Here is a 12,883-nt window from a genome sequence, read left to right on the forward strand (position 1 = left end):
GAGCTCCGAGGGTAGAGGCGTGGTGGACGACGCCTCCCCTTCTGTCACGCGCCCGGTGAGGGACGGAGCTCCAGAATTGCCTCGAACGCGTGGTCCTTGGTGCCTGAGAGGTTCCGGGGAGGAATTGCCCCTTCGGCGTCGCCTGGGCGAGCTCTCCCACGCGCGATCGACAGCGACGTCAGCCTACCAAGGCCGACCGACGATCGTGCGGTCAGGACGACATGCGGGCGCGGCGGCGAGCGGCGAGCTCGTCGTCGGCCGTGGAGATCTCGACGGCACGCTCGCTGGGCAGCTCGTGCAGCGAGCCCTCGATCTCCTTCCAGACACCGCCGATGGCGATGCCGAAGACACCTTGGCCGCCCTGCAGCAGGTCGATGACCTCGTCGGCCGAGCGGCACTCGTAGACGCTGGCACCGTCGCTCATCAGCGTGACCTGGGTCAGGTCGTCGGTGCCCCGCACGCGCAGGTGGTCGATCGCGACACGGATCTGCTGCAGCGAGACGCCCGCGTCGAGCAGTCGCTTGATGATCTTGAGGAGCAGGATGTCCTTGAACGAGTACAGGCGCTGGGTGCCGGAGCCGGTGGCCGAGCGGACGGTCGGCTCGACGAGCTTGGTGCGTGCCCAGTAGTCGAGCTGGCGGTACGTGATGCCGGCGGCGCTGCACGCCGTGGGGCCGCGGAAGCCCTCGTCGACGGGGAGCGGCGACACGTCGTCGTTGAAGAGCAGACCCTGGTCACTCGCCTCGGCGGCTGCCTCGTGCCGGGTGGCGGTGGTGTCGTTGTCGTGCGACTCGATCATCCGGGATGCCTTCCAAAGCTGGTGTGGGGGAAGACTACCGCCACGGAACTACATCCGTGTACCTTCGGCAGCACTCTCAAGGTAGAGATGAGAGTTGGGCCGGTCAACGACCGAGGGCGTGTCGCGACGGACGGATTCTCAACCTTGACGTGAGGGTTGAGGGTTACTGGTCGAACTGCTCCGGCGTGACCTCGTCGAGGAACTCGCGGAACTTCTCGATCTCGTCGTCCTCGTCGGCAGTGTCGTCGTCGGACGAGACGATGCCCGCCTCGTCGAGCACGTCCTCGGCGCACACGATGCGCGCGCCCGACCGCAGCGCCAGGGCGATCGAGTCGGACGGCCGCGCCGAGACCTCGGCACCGGAGGCGAACACGAGCACGGCGTAGAACGTGCCCTCCTGCACGTCGACGATGCGCACCTCGTCGAGCTCGTCGCCGAGCGACTCGATGACGTGCTGCATCAGCTCGTGCGTCAACGGCCGCACCGTCGGGGTGCCCTGCTGCGCGTAGGCGATGGCGGACGCCTCGACCGCGCCGATCCAGATCGGCAGGTACCGGACGCCCTCGGCCTCGCGGAGCAGGACGAGCGGCTGGTTGGTCGGCTGCTCGACGCGGACGCCCACGACCTCGACCTCGCGCATGCGGTCAGCCGCGCAATCGACTTCTGACCAGGACCGACTGGAACCGCACCGACAGGGCGGCGAGGCTGGCGACGGTGCGCTCGGCGGCCTCCTTGTCGAGCTGACGCGACCGCGGCGAGACGACCTGGTCGAACAGCGCGACCTCGCGGTCGGCGGCCGCCCCGAACTGGCGCAGGTGGCGCGGCTCGAGACCCAGGTGGGAGAACTCCCCCACGATCGACGCGATCTGCAGCGCCGTCGCGTCGTAGTACGTCTGCGTGGGCCGGCGCGGGATCAGCCCGAACTCCTCGATCGCGTCGAGCGTGGCACCGTCGATGCCGGCCGCCTCGAGCAGCTCGGCACGCGACAGGCGCAGGGTGCCCGACTTCTCGAGGAACGTCTCGGCCGTCGGCAGCCCGTCGTCGGCCAGGCTCAGGTGCGGTACCCGCGCCGTCGGCCCCTGCGTGGTGTCGGGGACGACGCCACGGTCCATGTCGTCGAGCACCTGGCGGATGTGGCTGAGCGGCCAGAACTTGTCGCGCTGCTGCCGCAGGATGAACCGTAGACGCTCGACGTCGTCGAACGAGAACTTGCGGTAGCCCGACGGGGTGCGCTCGGGCTCGAGCAGGCCCTCGGACTCCAGGTAGCGGATCTTGGTGATCGTCAGGTCGGGGAACTCCGGCAGGAGCTCGTCGAGCACCTTGCCGATACCGAGCCGCGAGAGCTCCGGGAGCGGCTGGGTCATTCGGCGGCTTTCAGTGCTCCGGCGAAGTAGATCAGCCGGTACTTGCCGATCTGCACCTCGTCGCCACCCGACAGGGTGATCTCGCTGTCGATGCGGTCGCGATTGACGTACGTGCCGTTGAGGCTGCCGAGGTCGGTCACGGTGTAACCGCCCGCGCCGGCGGAGCTGCGGGTGAACGTGCCGTGGCGCCGCGAGACGCTGATGTCGTCGAGGAAGATGTCGCTGTCGGGATGACGACCCACCGAGACGCTGTCGCTGTCGAGCAGGAAGCGGGCACCCGAGTCAGGCCCGCGCTGCACCAGGAGCATCGCGCTTCCGGCCGGCAGGTTCTCGACCGCCGAGACGTCGGACGCCGTCATCTCCTCGGTGTCGGCGTCGAGGATCGGGATGTGGGTCGTGTGGTCGGAGACGGCATCGGTCTGATGAACGGGAGCGGACTCGGTCGTGCGCGGTTCGGACGGAACGGCGTCGGGCTCGTGGTCCGGCGTTGACATCGGCGTCACTCCTGTGTGCGGTCGACCTCGGTGGGGGCGGTACGTGATGTCCAACCTAGCACCCGGGCAGGGTCCGCCACCGAGGGTTTGCGGACCCTGCCCGGGGTCGGGAGACGATCAGCTGGACGTCAGCGCGGCGTAGGCCTCGGCCTCGAGCAGCGATGCGGCGGGATCGTCCTCGGAGGGGCGCAGCTTGATCAGCCAACCCTCGCCGTAGGGATCGGAGTTGATGACCTCGGGGCCGCCGTCGAGCGCGTCGTTGCGGGCCACGACCTCGCCGCTGAGCGGCGAGAAGATGTCGCTGACCGACTTGGTCGACTCGAGCTCGCCGACGACCGATCCGGCCTCGACGCGGTCGCCGACGGCGGGCAGCTCGACGTAGACGATGTCGCCGAGCTGGTCCTGCGCGAAGTCGGTGATGCCGACGGTGGCGATGTCGTCGTCGAGACGCACCCACTCGTGCTCTTCGCTGTAGTACAGGTCCTCAGGAATCACCGTGTGCTCCTCAGCAGTCACGAAAACGGGGCGGGTCAGGATGTTGGTCGAGCGTACTCGGGGCTCTTGACGTCGGCCAACGCGGTGATCGTGACCTTCTTCTGCTTGGTCACCGTGGCGGATCCACCGCGGGTGGCGACCCTGTCGACGAGTCCGCCGCGAAAGCCTACCGCCTCCGCGAGACCGTCGGCGTCGCCGATCGCCTCGATGCGGTAGGGCCGCTTGATCTCGCGTCCGCCCACCCGTACCTGGCCGTCGTCGTCGAGGAAGTAGGTCTGCGCCACGACGCGGGCGACGCCGTTGATCGCGATGGCCTCGGCCCCGGCGTCGCGCAGCTCCTCGATCGCGTCGAGCAGCGCAGGAGCGTCGATGTTCTTGTCGGGGTCACGGATGACCAGCTCGATGCCGGGGCCCGTGGCACCGGCCGTCCCGGCCAGGATCGCCAGCTGCTCGGCGCGGACCTTGGCCTGCGCCTCGGCCCGTTCCGAGCGGCGTGTGCTGCTGAGCAGGCCGTCGCGGGTCGTGGTGAGGTCGTCGATCTGCGCGCTGAGCCGCTCGTTGGCGACATCGAGCGACTTGAGCAGCTCGACCAGCTCGTCGCCGCGGACGCCTGCGTAGTCGTCGCTGTCGTCGTCGTTGACCTGCACCGTGATCGCGAACGCGAGGGCTCCGATCAGCACGGCCACGACGAGCTGCGTCGCTCGCGGGCGCAGCAGGTCGCGCCATCCCTGGGGGTGCTCGAGCGGGTCGGGGGCGTCGGTCTCAGGCATGGAAGATCCTGCGACGGATGGCGGCGGCGTTGGCGAAGATGCGGATGCCCAGGACGACCACGACACCGGTGGACAGCTGCGATCCGACGCCCAGCTGGTCGCCCAGGTAGACCATGAAGGCGGCGATCAGGACGTTGGAGATGAACGACACCACGAAGACGCGGTCGTTGAACCGTCGTTCGCCCAGCGCCCGCAGGGCACCCACGACGGCGTCGAGCGCCGCGACGATCGCGATCGGCAGGTAGGGCTGCAGCGCGGTCGGCACGGTCGGCTGCAGCAGCAGGCCAGCGGCGATGCCGACCACGAGGCCGATGACCGGGATCATGCGTCCCCCTCCTCGATCGCGGTGGCGTGCTTGATGGCGAGCCGTGCCTTCGGCGTGGCCTCGACCGTCAGGTCGTCCGATCCTGTCACGTCGAACAGCACGCCGGAGTTCTTCTCGCGCGTGAGCCAGTCGCGCCGCACGCCGGTCTGCTCGAACCGCTCCTCGAGGGCGTCGGAGTCACCCAGGACGACCAGCTCGAACGGTGGGCCGATCGGCTGGTAGTTGACCTTGATGACGCCGCCCGCCTCGTGGACGGAGGTCAGCGACCCGATGCGCTTGCCGTTGACCGAGACGGCCTCCGCCCCGGCGTACCAGAAGGTATTCACCAGGACCTGCAGGTCGCTGTCGGTCACGTCGCCCCGTGGGCCCGGACCGGGGCTCACCGTGACCCGCAGGCCCGGTCCCGTCGCCGGCCGGGCAGAGGCCAGCAGCCGCATCTCCTCGTACTCCGCGTCGAACCCCACGACGGACGACGTCAGCTCGTCGACCTGGGTGCGCAGTCGCGCGGCCGCGGACTCGCGGCCGGCCAGCAGCGCCTTGCGGGCGTCGATGTCGCTGATGAGCGTCGCCCGTTCGCGCTCCGTCGCGGGGCGGTCCGTGCGGGTCTGGATCGCGGCGATCGCCACGAGCAGCGCGAACACCGCCAGCACGACGCCCGTCAGCACGGTGTTGAACTCGCGCGACTGTTCGTACGGGCCCGACCGGACGACGTAGTAGTCGTCGTCGAGCGCGGTGTCGGCGATCTTCTCGAGCAGCCCGTCGACCTGCTCGGGCACCTGCGGTGCGGCCATCGTCAGGCCCGGACCACTCGGGGCGTCGTGGCGAGCAGGCGCCTGACCTGGAAGGCGTACAGGATGCCGCCCCACCAGTAGAGCGCGACGCCCCAGATCGTGAAGGCCCAGCCGAACACGTTCGCGAGGTCGGCCACGGTGCCGGTCGAGTCGCCGAGCAGCAGCAGCGGGAACGCGTAGAGCAGGCTCGCGGTGGCCGCCTTGCCCAGGAAGTGGACCGGCAGCGAGCTGTAGCCGCGCGTGCGCAGGAACGGCACGAGGCTGAACAGGAAGACGTCGCGCAGGGGCAGGACGACCGCGAGCCACCACGGGATGATGTCGCGGAAGCCCAGGCCGATGACGACCGCGAGGATGTAGAAGCGGTCGGCCACGGGATCGAGGATCGCGCCGATCTTGGACGCCTGGTTGAGCGAGCGGGCGAGCTTGCCGTCGAGGTAGTCGGTGACGCCGGAGATCATGAGGACGAGGAGTGCCAGGCCGTCCTTCTCGGGACCGAGCACGAGCCACAGGAACACGGGGACCAGCAGGAGACGGACGAAGCTGAGCGCGTTCGGCACGGTGAGGATGCGCTCGTCCACTCGCCGGTCTCCTCTCCGCTGTCGTCGGGAAGGTCGTCCCCGGTTGTCCACAGACAGCGTAGGACATCGGACCGGACCGGACGCTGGCGGACACGGCCGCGGTGACCACGGGCTGGGCACCGCCGTTGCACGAGGGAACAGGACTGACAGACTGAGAGTTGAAACTGACGACACAACCCATCACCCGGGGCACGACGTGCCCCACATCCCGAGGAGGATCGTGGCTGTCTACACACTTCCGGATCTGCCGTACGACTACGGCGCACTGGACCCGCACATCTCCGGCAAGATCATGGAGCTCCACCACTCGAAGCACCACGCCGCCTACGTGGCCGGCATCAACCAGGCCCTCGAGCAGCTCGAGGAGGCCCGCGACAAGAACTCCTTCGGCAACATCAACCTGCTGGAGAAGAACCTCGCGTTCCACCTCGGCGGTCACATCAACCACTCGATCTTCTGGAAGAACCTGTCGCCCGAGGGCGGCGACAAGCCGACCGGCGAGCTCGCCGCGGCGATCGACCAGGACTTCGGCTCGTTCGACGCCTTCCGCGCGCAGTTCGAGGCCACGGCGCTCGGTCTGCAGGGCTCCGGCTGGGCGATCCTGACCTGGGACACCCTGGGCCAGAAGCTCGTCGTCGTGCAGCTGTTCGACCAGCAGAACAACATCCCGGCGACGCTGATCCCGATCACGCAGCTCGACATGTGGGAGCACGCGTTCTACCTCGACTACCTCAACGTCAAGGGCGACTACGTCAAGGCGTGGTGGAACATCGTCAACTGGGCCGACGCCCAGGAGCGCTTCACCGCAGCGACCTCCGGCGGCCAGATCATCTTCTGATCCGGTCCACCGGCGACGGCGGGATCTCGACCTACTGGTCGGGGTCCCGCCGTTTTCCGTGAGCGGCCAGATCGCGCAGCCGTGCGTTGTAGGCCTCGAGGGCGGCGTCGTCGCTGCGGTCCTCGGCACGGTCGAACCGCTTGGCCTCGCGGGCGTCCGACCGGAACCACTGGAACAGGATCGCCACCATGACCAGCACGAGCGGGATCTCCCCCATCGCCCAGGCCATGCCGCCGCCGAGGTACTGGTCGGCCAGCAGGTCGGTGCGGTACGGACGGTCGAGCGACTTCCAGTAGTCGAGCGCGAAGACCGTGTTGGACGACATCACGGCGATCGCGAAGAAGGCGTGGAACGGCACCGTCACGAGCAGCGTGCCGAAGCGGGCGATCGGCGCGAGCGCGTGCGGCGACGGGTCGATGCCGATCAGCACGTAGTAGAACAGCAGGCCCACCGCGAGGAAGTGGATCTCCATGATCGCGTGGCCCCAGTGGCTGCCCATCAGCGCTTCGAAGATGCCCGTGAAGTACAGACCGTAGAGGCTGCCCACGAACAGGACAGGTCCGACGACGGGGTGCGTGACGATGCGCGAGAACCGCGACTGGAGGAACCCCAGCAGCATCGCTCGAGGTGAGACCTCGCCGGGCTGGCGTGGCCCCGGCAGGGTGCGCAGCGCGAGGGTCATCGGGGCGCCGAGGGCCAGGAAGATCGGCGCGACCATCGACAGCAGCATGTGCGACGCCATGTGGGCGCTGAACAGGACGTGCGAGTACTCCCCCAGGCCCCCGAACGTCGCCCAGGCGACCACGAGCATGCCGGCGAGCCACGACACCGTGCGACCGACGGGCCAGGCGTCACCGCGTCGTCGCATCGCCCAGACTCCGCGCAGGTAGAACGCGGTGCCGAGGGCGACGATGGCCAGGCCCACGCCGTTGCCCGACCAGCCCCAGAGCAGGCGCAGCACCGTCGGCGCGGCCGGCAGCGGCCCGCCCAGCAGCTCCTCGACGGGCGTGCGCAGCACCTCGTCACCGACAGGGGTCGGCGTGCGGGACAGTGCGACCGCCAGCCCGACGGCCGCGGCCATGACGAACACCTCGGTCGTGGCCAGGCGCAGGAATCCGCTGCCGGCCGCGACGATCCGGCGGCGCTGGGCCACGCCGAAGCAGCCGAGGGCCACCAGAGCCGTCAGCTTGGCGATCACGAGCAGGCCGTACGCGGTGCCGAAGACGTCGCTGAACGAGCGGAGTCTCACGGCGGCGTTGACCGCTCCCGACACCCCGACCACGACGAAGCCCCACAGGGCCAACGTCGAGTAGCGCGCCACGGCGGCGTCGAGACGCTTGCTGCCGCGCGTCGCGACCCAGGCCAGCGCCGTCAGGCCGCCCACCCACAGCGACACCCCGAGGATGTGCAGGTAGAGGCTCGTCGTGGCGAGGTCGTGCGAGCCCGACGACGCCGAGTGGCCCGTGAGGGCGATGGGTCCGAGCGTCGCCAGCGCGAGTCCCAGCGTCGCCGCGACGGACCGGGTGCTCAGCGTCAGGCGCGTCGCCACGGCGATGACCGCGGCACCCGCGGCCTGCAGCAGGATCGCCCGACCCTCCGCGAAGCCGAGGAATCCCGTGATGTCGGCCCAGGCCAGCTGGGTCAGCGGCTTGCCGAAGATGTCGCCCGCGACCTTGAGGAAGAAGTACGCGACGCTGGCGACGGCCCACACCGTCGCCCAGCGCGAGGCGAGGCGCACGGCCTGGACCGAGAGACCCTGCACCTCGGCCTGCGGCGACGGCAGCAGGAAGGCTGCGGCGACCAGGAAGCCGATGACGAGGACGGCCGAGAGGTCGTTGAGCAGCTTGGTGAACGGCAGCGCCCAGCCCACGAAGGCCCCGGGGTCGGCGATGCCGATGGGCGCCCGCTCGTACGATCCGCCGCCGAGCACCAGGAAGGCCGCGAGCGCGAGGCCCGCGACGATGAAGCCGACGAGGGTGTCACGCAGCGTCTGGGTCATTCCGCCTCCTCAGGGGTGCGAGCAGCAGGACGATCGCGACCACGGCTGCCAGGATGCCCCAGAACAGGTGTGAGCTGTGGCGGTGGATGAAGTCCTCCTGCTTCGGACCGGCGACCTGGGTCACGGTCCGTCCGGCGGAGACGTCGTAGGCGATGGTGCCCGTCACGGGGTGCCCGTCGGCGGACACGACCCGGTACGACGCGCTGTAGGTGCCACGCTGGCCGACGTCGGCGAGCTTCGCACTGACCGTGTTGTCGAGACCACGCACGCCCGTGACCTTGACCTGGCTGCCGTCGGGGGCGGCGACGGCCACCTGCGCTCGCCGCGACACGTTCTCGTTGAACGTGAAGGTGATCGAGGAGGGGGCCGCCGCCAGGGTCGACCCGTCCTCGGGGTCGGTGCCGACCAGCGCCGCGTGGGCGCTGGCCGGTCCGGCCCCGAGGACAAGTGCGGCCGTGACGAGCACGATGCCGCGCAGGAGCAGGTTGTTACGCACGACGCCGAGTCTGTCGCAGCGCCACAACCAGTGCCGCCAGCGCGACGACGAGGGCACCGCCACCGAGCCAGGTGCCGATGCGGTCCGTGCCGCTGTCCGTGGCGGACTCCGTGTCGGCCGAGGCCTTCGTCGTCGCTCCGTGGTCGTCGCCCGTGGGCTCACCGAGGGTCAGCGTCGGTGCCGGGTGCTCCGGCTCCTCGGCACCCTTGGCCTGCTTCTGGTCCCAGTCGACGACCTCGCCGTCGGCGTAGGTCTGCTGGGCGCTGAACGAGATCGAGTCGGCGTCGGGGAATGGGCCGCCCGAGATCGCGAACTCGTCGAACTGGCCGACGGGGATGCCGTCGCCCTCGGCCGTCCAGGTGATGGTGCTGACGGCCTCGGTCAGGTCGTAGTCGCCGACCGTCGTGGGCTTGGCGAGCGGCTTCTTGACCACGTCGACCTTCCAGCCGGGCTTGGTGCCCGCCGAGACGAAGGCGAACGGCGTGTCGGACGGCAGCGTGACGACCAGCTTGGTCGTCGCGGCGGTGTCGGACTCGTTGGGGACGCGGAACACGGCCTTGCCGAATCCCTCCTTGGCGGCGTCGGGCGACGAGACGCCGACGTGGGCCGAGGCCGGGCCTGCGATCGCCACGAGGGCGACCGTCGTGAGCGCAGCGGCGAGCCGCGCGGTGGTGCGTGTCATGAGAGTTCTTCCTGGTCGAGAGATGTGGGTGCGGGTCAGACGAGGCTGACCGGCGGCCCTCTCAACCAGAGCGAGTGCGCGAGACGGACGTCGTGGCGCGCGCGGAGTGCGACGACCGCGACCGGACGTGGACGGGTCGGTGGCACGAGCACGACGCGCAGGAGCGGGGTGACCCGCAGCGCGAGTCGCTCGGCGAGCTGCCAGACGAATGCCTCACCGCGCGACAAAACCAGCACGCTGGCGGCGGTCGCGGCGAGGTGGGCGCCGACCATGCCCGGGCCCATCGTCATCTCGTGGGCGGACGCCCCGAGGTGCACGACGACCTGGCACAGCACCAGCAGACCCAACAGCTGCGAGGACGTCACGCGCCGCGCCGACAGGAGCCACGCGACCGCGGCCGAGCCGACGAAGGCGGACACGACCGTGACGGCGGGCATCGTCCCACCGGCCGACACGTGACCGACGGCGGCGGCCGTCACGCAGGCGAGCGCTGCCGCGAGCGAGCGCGCGAGCCGCAACGGACGATCGGCCGGACGCCAGGCATCGGGACGGTCGGTGTGGCTCACCGTCCCACGATATCGGGGGGCCGTTACGGTGGGCACATGAGCCTCGACACCGCGTCCTACATCACGCTCGACGAGCAGTTCGGCGCCCACAACTACCACCCGCTGCCGGTCGTCATCGCCGAGGCGGAGGGGGCGTGGGTCACCGATGTCGAGGGCAAGCGCTACCTCGACTTCCTGTCGGGCTACTCCGCCCTCAACTTCGGTCACCGCCACCCGGCCCTCGTCGGTGCAGCGCGCGACCAGCTCGACCGCCTCACGCTGACGTCGAGGGCGTTCCACAACGACCAGTACGGCGCGTTCTGCCGCGAGCTGGCCGCTCTGACGCAGACCGAGATGGTCCTGACCATGAACACGGGCGCCGAGGCCGTCGAGTCGGCGATCAAGGTGGCCCGCAAATGGGCCTACGAGGTCAAGGGCGTCGCGTTCAACGGCGCGGAGATCATCGTGGCCTCGGGCAACTTCCACGGTCGCACCACGACGATCGTCTCGTTCTCCGACGATCCCGCGGCGCACGACAACTACGGCCCGTTCACGCCCGGTTTCGTCACGGTGCCGTACGGCGACCTCGCCGCGATCGAGGCGGCCATCACCCCCAACACCGCGGCGATCCTGCTCGAGCCCATCCAGGGCGAGGCCGGTGTTGTGGTCCCGCCGTCCGGCTACTTCCCGGGCATCCGGCGGCTCTGCGACGAGAACGACGTGCTGATGATCGCTGACGAGATCCAGTCGGGCCTGGCGCGCACGGGCCGGCTGTTCGCGCTCGACCACGACGACGTGCGCGCCGACCTCTACACGCTCGGCAAGGCACTCGGCGGCGGCATCATCCCCGTCTCGGCCGTCGTCGGACGGGCCGACGTGCTCGGGGTGCTCAAGCCCGGGCAGCACGGCTCGACGTTCGGCGGCTACCCCGTCGCGTGCGCGGTCGGGCGAGCCGTGGTGGGGCTGCTCGAGACGGGCGAGTTCCAGGCCAGGTCGCTCGAGCTGGGCCGCTACCTGCACGGGCGACTCGACGAGCTCGTCGGCAAGGGCGTCGCGACGGTGCGCGGACGCGGACTGTGGGCCGGCGTCGACATCGACCCGCTGGCCAAGACGGGCCGCGAGGTCTCGATGGCCCTGCGCGACCGCGGCGTGCTGTGCAAGGAGACGCACGAGCGCACGCTGCGCATCGCTCCCCCGCTGGTCATCACCAAGGACGAGATCGACCACGCGGTCGGCGCGCTGGCCGAGGCACTCGAGGCCTGAACCGCCACCCCGATCCGCTGGGGGCACCTCCCGCTTGGGGGCCAGTGGTGCGGTCTGGACATATCGGGACGGCGTGTCTGTCCACACCGCACCACCCGAGACTCCGAACGCACCACTCGGGGAGCGGGCCGGGGCCTCAGACGAAGTACGTGGTGTCGCCCGATCGTGACGGCGAGCGCTCGGAGTCGGCGTCGGTGAACGGCTCCTTGGCGGCGAACGTCGTGACGACCTCGCGGTACGGGATCACCCGGTAGGGGAACGGCGAGCTAGCGGCCTTGCGGGCCAGCGACTGCCACGGCAGCTGGGCCGGTGACGCCATGACGAGCACGTTGCCGAAGCGGCGACCCTTCAGCGTCGCGGGCTCGGCGCTGATCATGACCTGTGCGAAGGCGTCGCACACGCCGCGGACGGCCCGCCGCAGGTACGGGAACGGCGCGCGGTCGGCGAGGTTGAGCAGCACCAGCCCGTCAGGGGTCGTGACCCTCGCGAGATCGGCGTAGAACTCCCGCGTCGTGAGGTCGGCCGGCACTCGGTCGCCGTCGAAGGCGTCGACCACGACGACGTCCGCGAAGTCGTCGCGCATCGCCGCGACGCCCGAGCGTCCGTCGACGGGGCGGACCTTGATGCCGCTGTGGCGCGGCAGGGGCATCTGCTCACGCACCAGCGCCGTGACCTCCTCGTCGGGCTCCAGGACGATCTGCGGCGACCGCGGACGGGTGACGGCGACGTAGCGCGGCAACGTCATGCCCGCTCCCCCGACGTGCACGCACCGCAGCGGCTCGCCCTCGAGACCGTGTCCGTCGATCGCATCGGCCATGCGCTGCACGTAGTCGAACTCGAGCCGCATCGGGTCATCGAGGTCGACGTACGACTGGTCGGTCCCGTCGACCTTCAGCATGAACGCCGACGGGCGGTCGCGATCGGTCACGACCTGGATCTCGCGGCGGGGCTCGGTCACGCGCTCACTCTAGGCGGCTCGGTTCGCCGTCGGCCCCGGCGCTCGGTACCGTCATGACTCGACGTCTCGGAAAGGACGCACATGCTCCGGCGGCTCCTGCAGCTCGTGGCGCTGGCCGCGGCCGTCGCCGCCGCGATCGCCGTGGGCACGGCCGTGCGCCAGCACCGCGCCGGACCCGGTCCGGTCGCCGTCGCGAGGGAGGCGACGACCGCCTACGCGGCGGGCGACTGCCAGGCGCTGCGGAAGGTGTCGTTCGACCCCGGCCTCGTCGACTGCCGTGACGTGACGGGAGTGCGCGACGCGTACCGCTCGGAGGGACTGCGCCCCGACACCTTCCGGTACGAGCTCGTCGCCCGTGACGACCTCGTGGCGTCGGTGCGCATCGCCTACCGCCGCGACGGCGAGCGGGCCGAGGAGATCGTCCGACTGCAACGGCGTGACGACGACTGGTTGGTCGTCGCCACGCCGATCGGTGCGTCCTAGCCC

General features: G+C 70.1%; 17 protein-coding genes and 1 riboswitch. Of the genes, 3 read left to right on the top strand and 14 right to left on the bottom strand.

Features of this window, described 5'->3' with window-relative positions; translation table 11 throughout:
- Nucleotides 1-80 precede the first annotated feature (80 nt).
- A riboswitch (glycine riboswitch) is annotated at nucleotides 81-169 on the bottom strand.
- A 42-nt stretch (nucleotides 170-211) separates the two neighbouring features.
- The 9 genes from JOF40_RS15030 to clsA form a co-directional block, all read right to left on the bottom strand.
- Nucleotides 212-799: a MerR family transcriptional regulator gene (locus JOF40_RS15030; RefSeq protein WP_129184065.1), complete on the bottom strand. Its 588-nt coding sequence runs from the start codon at nucleotides 797-799 to the stop codon at nucleotides 212-214.
- Nucleotides 800-962: 163 nt separating this feature from the next.
- Complete coding sequence (locus JOF40_RS15035) at nucleotides 963-1,439, bottom strand: bifunctional nuclease family protein (RefSeq protein WP_129184061.1); 477 nt, start codon at nucleotides 1,437-1,439, stop codon at nucleotides 963-965.
- 4 nt (nucleotides 1,440-1,443) lie between these two features.
- Nucleotides 1,444-2,163, bottom strand: coding sequence for a transcriptional regulator FtsR (gene ftsR / locus JOF40_RS15040; protein ID WP_129184060.1), 720 nt, complete (start codon nucleotides 2,161-2,163; stop codon nucleotides 1,444-1,446).
- On the bottom strand, nucleotides 2,160-2,657 hold the full coding sequence (locus JOF40_RS15045) for an FHA domain-containing protein (protein WP_129184058.1): 498 nt from the start codon (nucleotides 2,655-2,657) through the stop codon (nucleotides 2,160-2,162). Before JOF40_RS15045 ends, ftsR begins: the two co-directional genes overlap by 4 nt.
- A 117-nt stretch (nucleotides 2,658-2,774) precedes the next feature.
- Nucleotides 2,775-3,152, bottom strand: coding sequence for a glycine cleavage system protein GcvH (gene gcvH, locus JOF40_RS15050; RefSeq protein WP_129184056.1), 378 nt, complete (start codon nucleotides 3,150-3,152; stop codon nucleotides 2,775-2,777).
- 35 nt (nucleotides 3,153-3,187) lie between these two features.
- On the bottom strand, nucleotides 3,188-3,922 hold the full coding sequence (locus JOF40_RS15055) for a DUF881 domain-containing protein (protein ID WP_129184054.1): 735 nt from the start codon (nucleotides 3,920-3,922) through the stop codon (nucleotides 3,188-3,190).
- On the bottom strand, nucleotides 3,915-4,247 hold the full coding sequence (locus tag JOF40_RS15060; protein WP_129184052.1) for a small basic family protein: 333 nt from the start codon (nucleotides 4,245-4,247) through the stop codon (nucleotides 3,915-3,917). Before JOF40_RS15060 ends, JOF40_RS15055 begins: the two co-directional genes overlap by 8 nt.
- Nucleotides 4,244-5,038: a DUF881 domain-containing protein gene (locus JOF40_RS15065; protein ID WP_129184050.1), complete on the bottom strand. Its 795-nt coding sequence runs from the start codon at nucleotides 5,036-5,038 to the stop codon at nucleotides 4,244-4,246. Before JOF40_RS15065 ends, JOF40_RS15060 begins: the two co-directional genes overlap by 4 nt.
- Nucleotides 5,039-5,040: 2 nt before the next feature.
- A complete protein-coding gene (gene clsA, locus JOF40_RS15070; protein ID WP_281064829.1) occupies nucleotides 5,041-5,673 on the bottom strand; it encodes a cardiolipin synthase ClsA in 633 nt (210 codons plus the stop codon).
- A gap of 163 nt (nucleotides 5,674-5,836) precedes the next feature.
- Here clsA and JOF40_RS15075 point away from each other — a divergent pair, with 163 nt between their 5' ends.
- Nucleotides 5,837-6,454: a superoxide dismutase gene (locus JOF40_RS15075; RefSeq protein ID WP_188111829.1), complete on the top strand. Its 618-nt coding sequence runs from the start codon at nucleotides 5,837-5,839 to the stop codon at nucleotides 6,452-6,454.
- Nucleotides 6,455-6,485: 31 nt separating this feature from the next.
- On the opposite strand, the gene JOF40_RS15080 is transcribed toward JOF40_RS15075, so the two are convergent.
- The 4 genes from JOF40_RS15080 to JOF40_RS15095 are packed head-to-tail and all read right to left on the bottom strand — an operon-like array spanning nucleotide 6,486 to nucleotide 10,197.
- A complete protein-coding gene (locus JOF40_RS15080; protein WP_129184046.1) occupies nucleotides 6,486-8,453 on the bottom strand; it encodes a bifunctional copper resistance protein CopD/cytochrome c oxidase assembly protein in 1,968 nt (655 codons plus the stop codon).
- Nucleotides 8,434-8,949: a copper resistance CopC family protein gene (locus JOF40_RS15085; protein WP_188111828.1), complete on the bottom strand. Its 516-nt coding sequence runs from the start codon at nucleotides 8,947-8,949 to the stop codon at nucleotides 8,434-8,436. The genes JOF40_RS15080 and JOF40_RS15085 overlap by 20 nt, the downstream gene beginning before the upstream one ends.
- The gene (locus tag JOF40_RS15090) at nucleotides 8,942-9,631 is read right to left on the bottom strand and encodes a YcnI family copper-binding membrane protein (RefSeq protein ID WP_129184041.1); all 690 of its coding nucleotides are present in this window, start codon (nucleotides 9,629-9,631) and stop codon (nucleotides 8,942-8,944) included. Before JOF40_RS15090 ends, JOF40_RS15085 begins: the two co-directional genes overlap by 8 nt.
- Before the next feature lie 35 nt (nucleotides 9,632-9,666).
- The gene (locus tag JOF40_RS15095) at nucleotides 9,667-10,197 is read right to left on the bottom strand and encodes a hypothetical protein (RefSeq protein WP_129184039.1); all 531 of its coding nucleotides are present in this window, start codon (nucleotides 10,195-10,197) and stop codon (nucleotides 9,667-9,669) included.
- Between the two features lie 36 nt (nucleotides 10,198-10,233).
- On the opposite strand from JOF40_RS15095, the gene rocD reads away from it, so the two are divergent.
- On the top strand, nucleotides 10,234-11,439 hold the full coding sequence (gene rocD, locus JOF40_RS15100; RefSeq protein WP_129184037.1) for an ornithine--oxo-acid transaminase: 1,206 nt from the start codon (nucleotides 10,234-10,236) through the stop codon (nucleotides 11,437-11,439).
- Between the two features lie 136 nt (nucleotides 11,440-11,575).
- On the opposite strand, the gene JOF40_RS15105 is transcribed toward rocD, so the two are convergent.
- The gene (locus JOF40_RS15105; RefSeq protein ID WP_307800775.1) at nucleotides 11,576-12,397 is read right to left on the bottom strand and encodes a spermidine synthase; all 822 of its coding nucleotides are present in this window, start codon (nucleotides 12,395-12,397) and stop codon (nucleotides 11,576-11,578) included.
- An 81-nt stretch (nucleotides 12,398-12,478) separates the two neighbouring features.
- Between JOF40_RS15105 and JOF40_RS15110 the strand changes: the two genes are divergently transcribed.
- A complete protein-coding gene (locus JOF40_RS15110; RefSeq protein WP_129184035.1) occupies nucleotides 12,479-12,880 on the top strand; it encodes a hypothetical protein in 402 nt (133 codons plus the stop codon).
- Nucleotides 12,881-12,883: the final 3 nt, after the last annotated feature.

The sequence above is a fragment of the Aeromicrobium fastidiosum genome, assembly GCF_017876595.1.
In the GTDB taxonomy this organism is placed as follows: Bacteria; Actinomycetota; Actinomycetes; order Propionibacteriales; family Nocardioidaceae; genus Aeromicrobium; species Aeromicrobium fastidiosum.

What these genes read in the sequence shown, in the direction of transcription:
- JOF40_RS15045 (WP_129184058.1), bottom strand. Translation starts at nt 2,657, where the DNA reads ATGTCAACGCCGGACCACGAGCCCGACGCCGTTCCGTCCGAACCGCGC.
- JOF40_RS15035 (WP_129184061.1), bottom strand. Translation starts at nt 1,439, where the DNA reads ATGCGCGAGGTCGAGGTCGTGGGCGTCCGCGTCGAGCAGCCGACCAAC.
- JOF40_RS15055 (WP_129184054.1), bottom strand. Translation starts at nt 3,922, where the DNA reads ATGCCTGAGACCGACGCCCCCGACCCGCTCGAGCACCCCCAGGGATGG.
- JOF40_RS15030 (WP_129184065.1), bottom strand. Translation starts at nt 799, where the DNA reads ATGATCGAGTCGCACGACAACGACACCACCGCCACCCGGCACGAGGCA.
- JOF40_RS15080 (WP_129184046.1), bottom strand. Translation starts at nt 8,453, where the DNA reads ATGACCCAGACGCTGCGTGACACCCTCGTCGGCTTCATCGTCGCGGGC.
- ftsR (WP_129184060.1), bottom strand. Translation starts at nt 2,163, where the DNA reads ATGACCCAGCCGCTCCCGGAGCTCTCGCGGCTCGGTATCGGCAAGGTG.
- JOF40_RS15090 (WP_129184041.1), bottom strand. Translation starts at nt 9,631, where the DNA reads ATGACACGCACCACCGCGCGGCTCGCCGCTGCGCTCACGACGGTCGCC.
- JOF40_RS15065 (WP_129184050.1), bottom strand. Translation starts at nt 5,038, where the DNA reads ATGGCCGCACCGCAGGTGCCCGAGCAGGTCGACGGGCTGCTCGAGAAG.
- rocD (WP_129184037.1), top strand. Translation starts at nt 10,234, where the DNA reads ATGAGCCTCGACACCGCGTCCTACATCACGCTCGACGAGCAGTTCGGC.
- JOF40_RS15060 (WP_129184052.1), bottom strand. Translation starts at nt 4,247, where the DNA reads ATGATCCCGGTCATCGGCCTCGTGGTCGGCATCGCCGCTGGCCTGCTG.
- JOF40_RS15110 (WP_129184035.1), top strand. Translation starts at nt 12,479, where the DNA reads ATGCTCCGGCGGCTCCTGCAGCTCGTGGCGCTGGCCGCGGCCGTCGCC.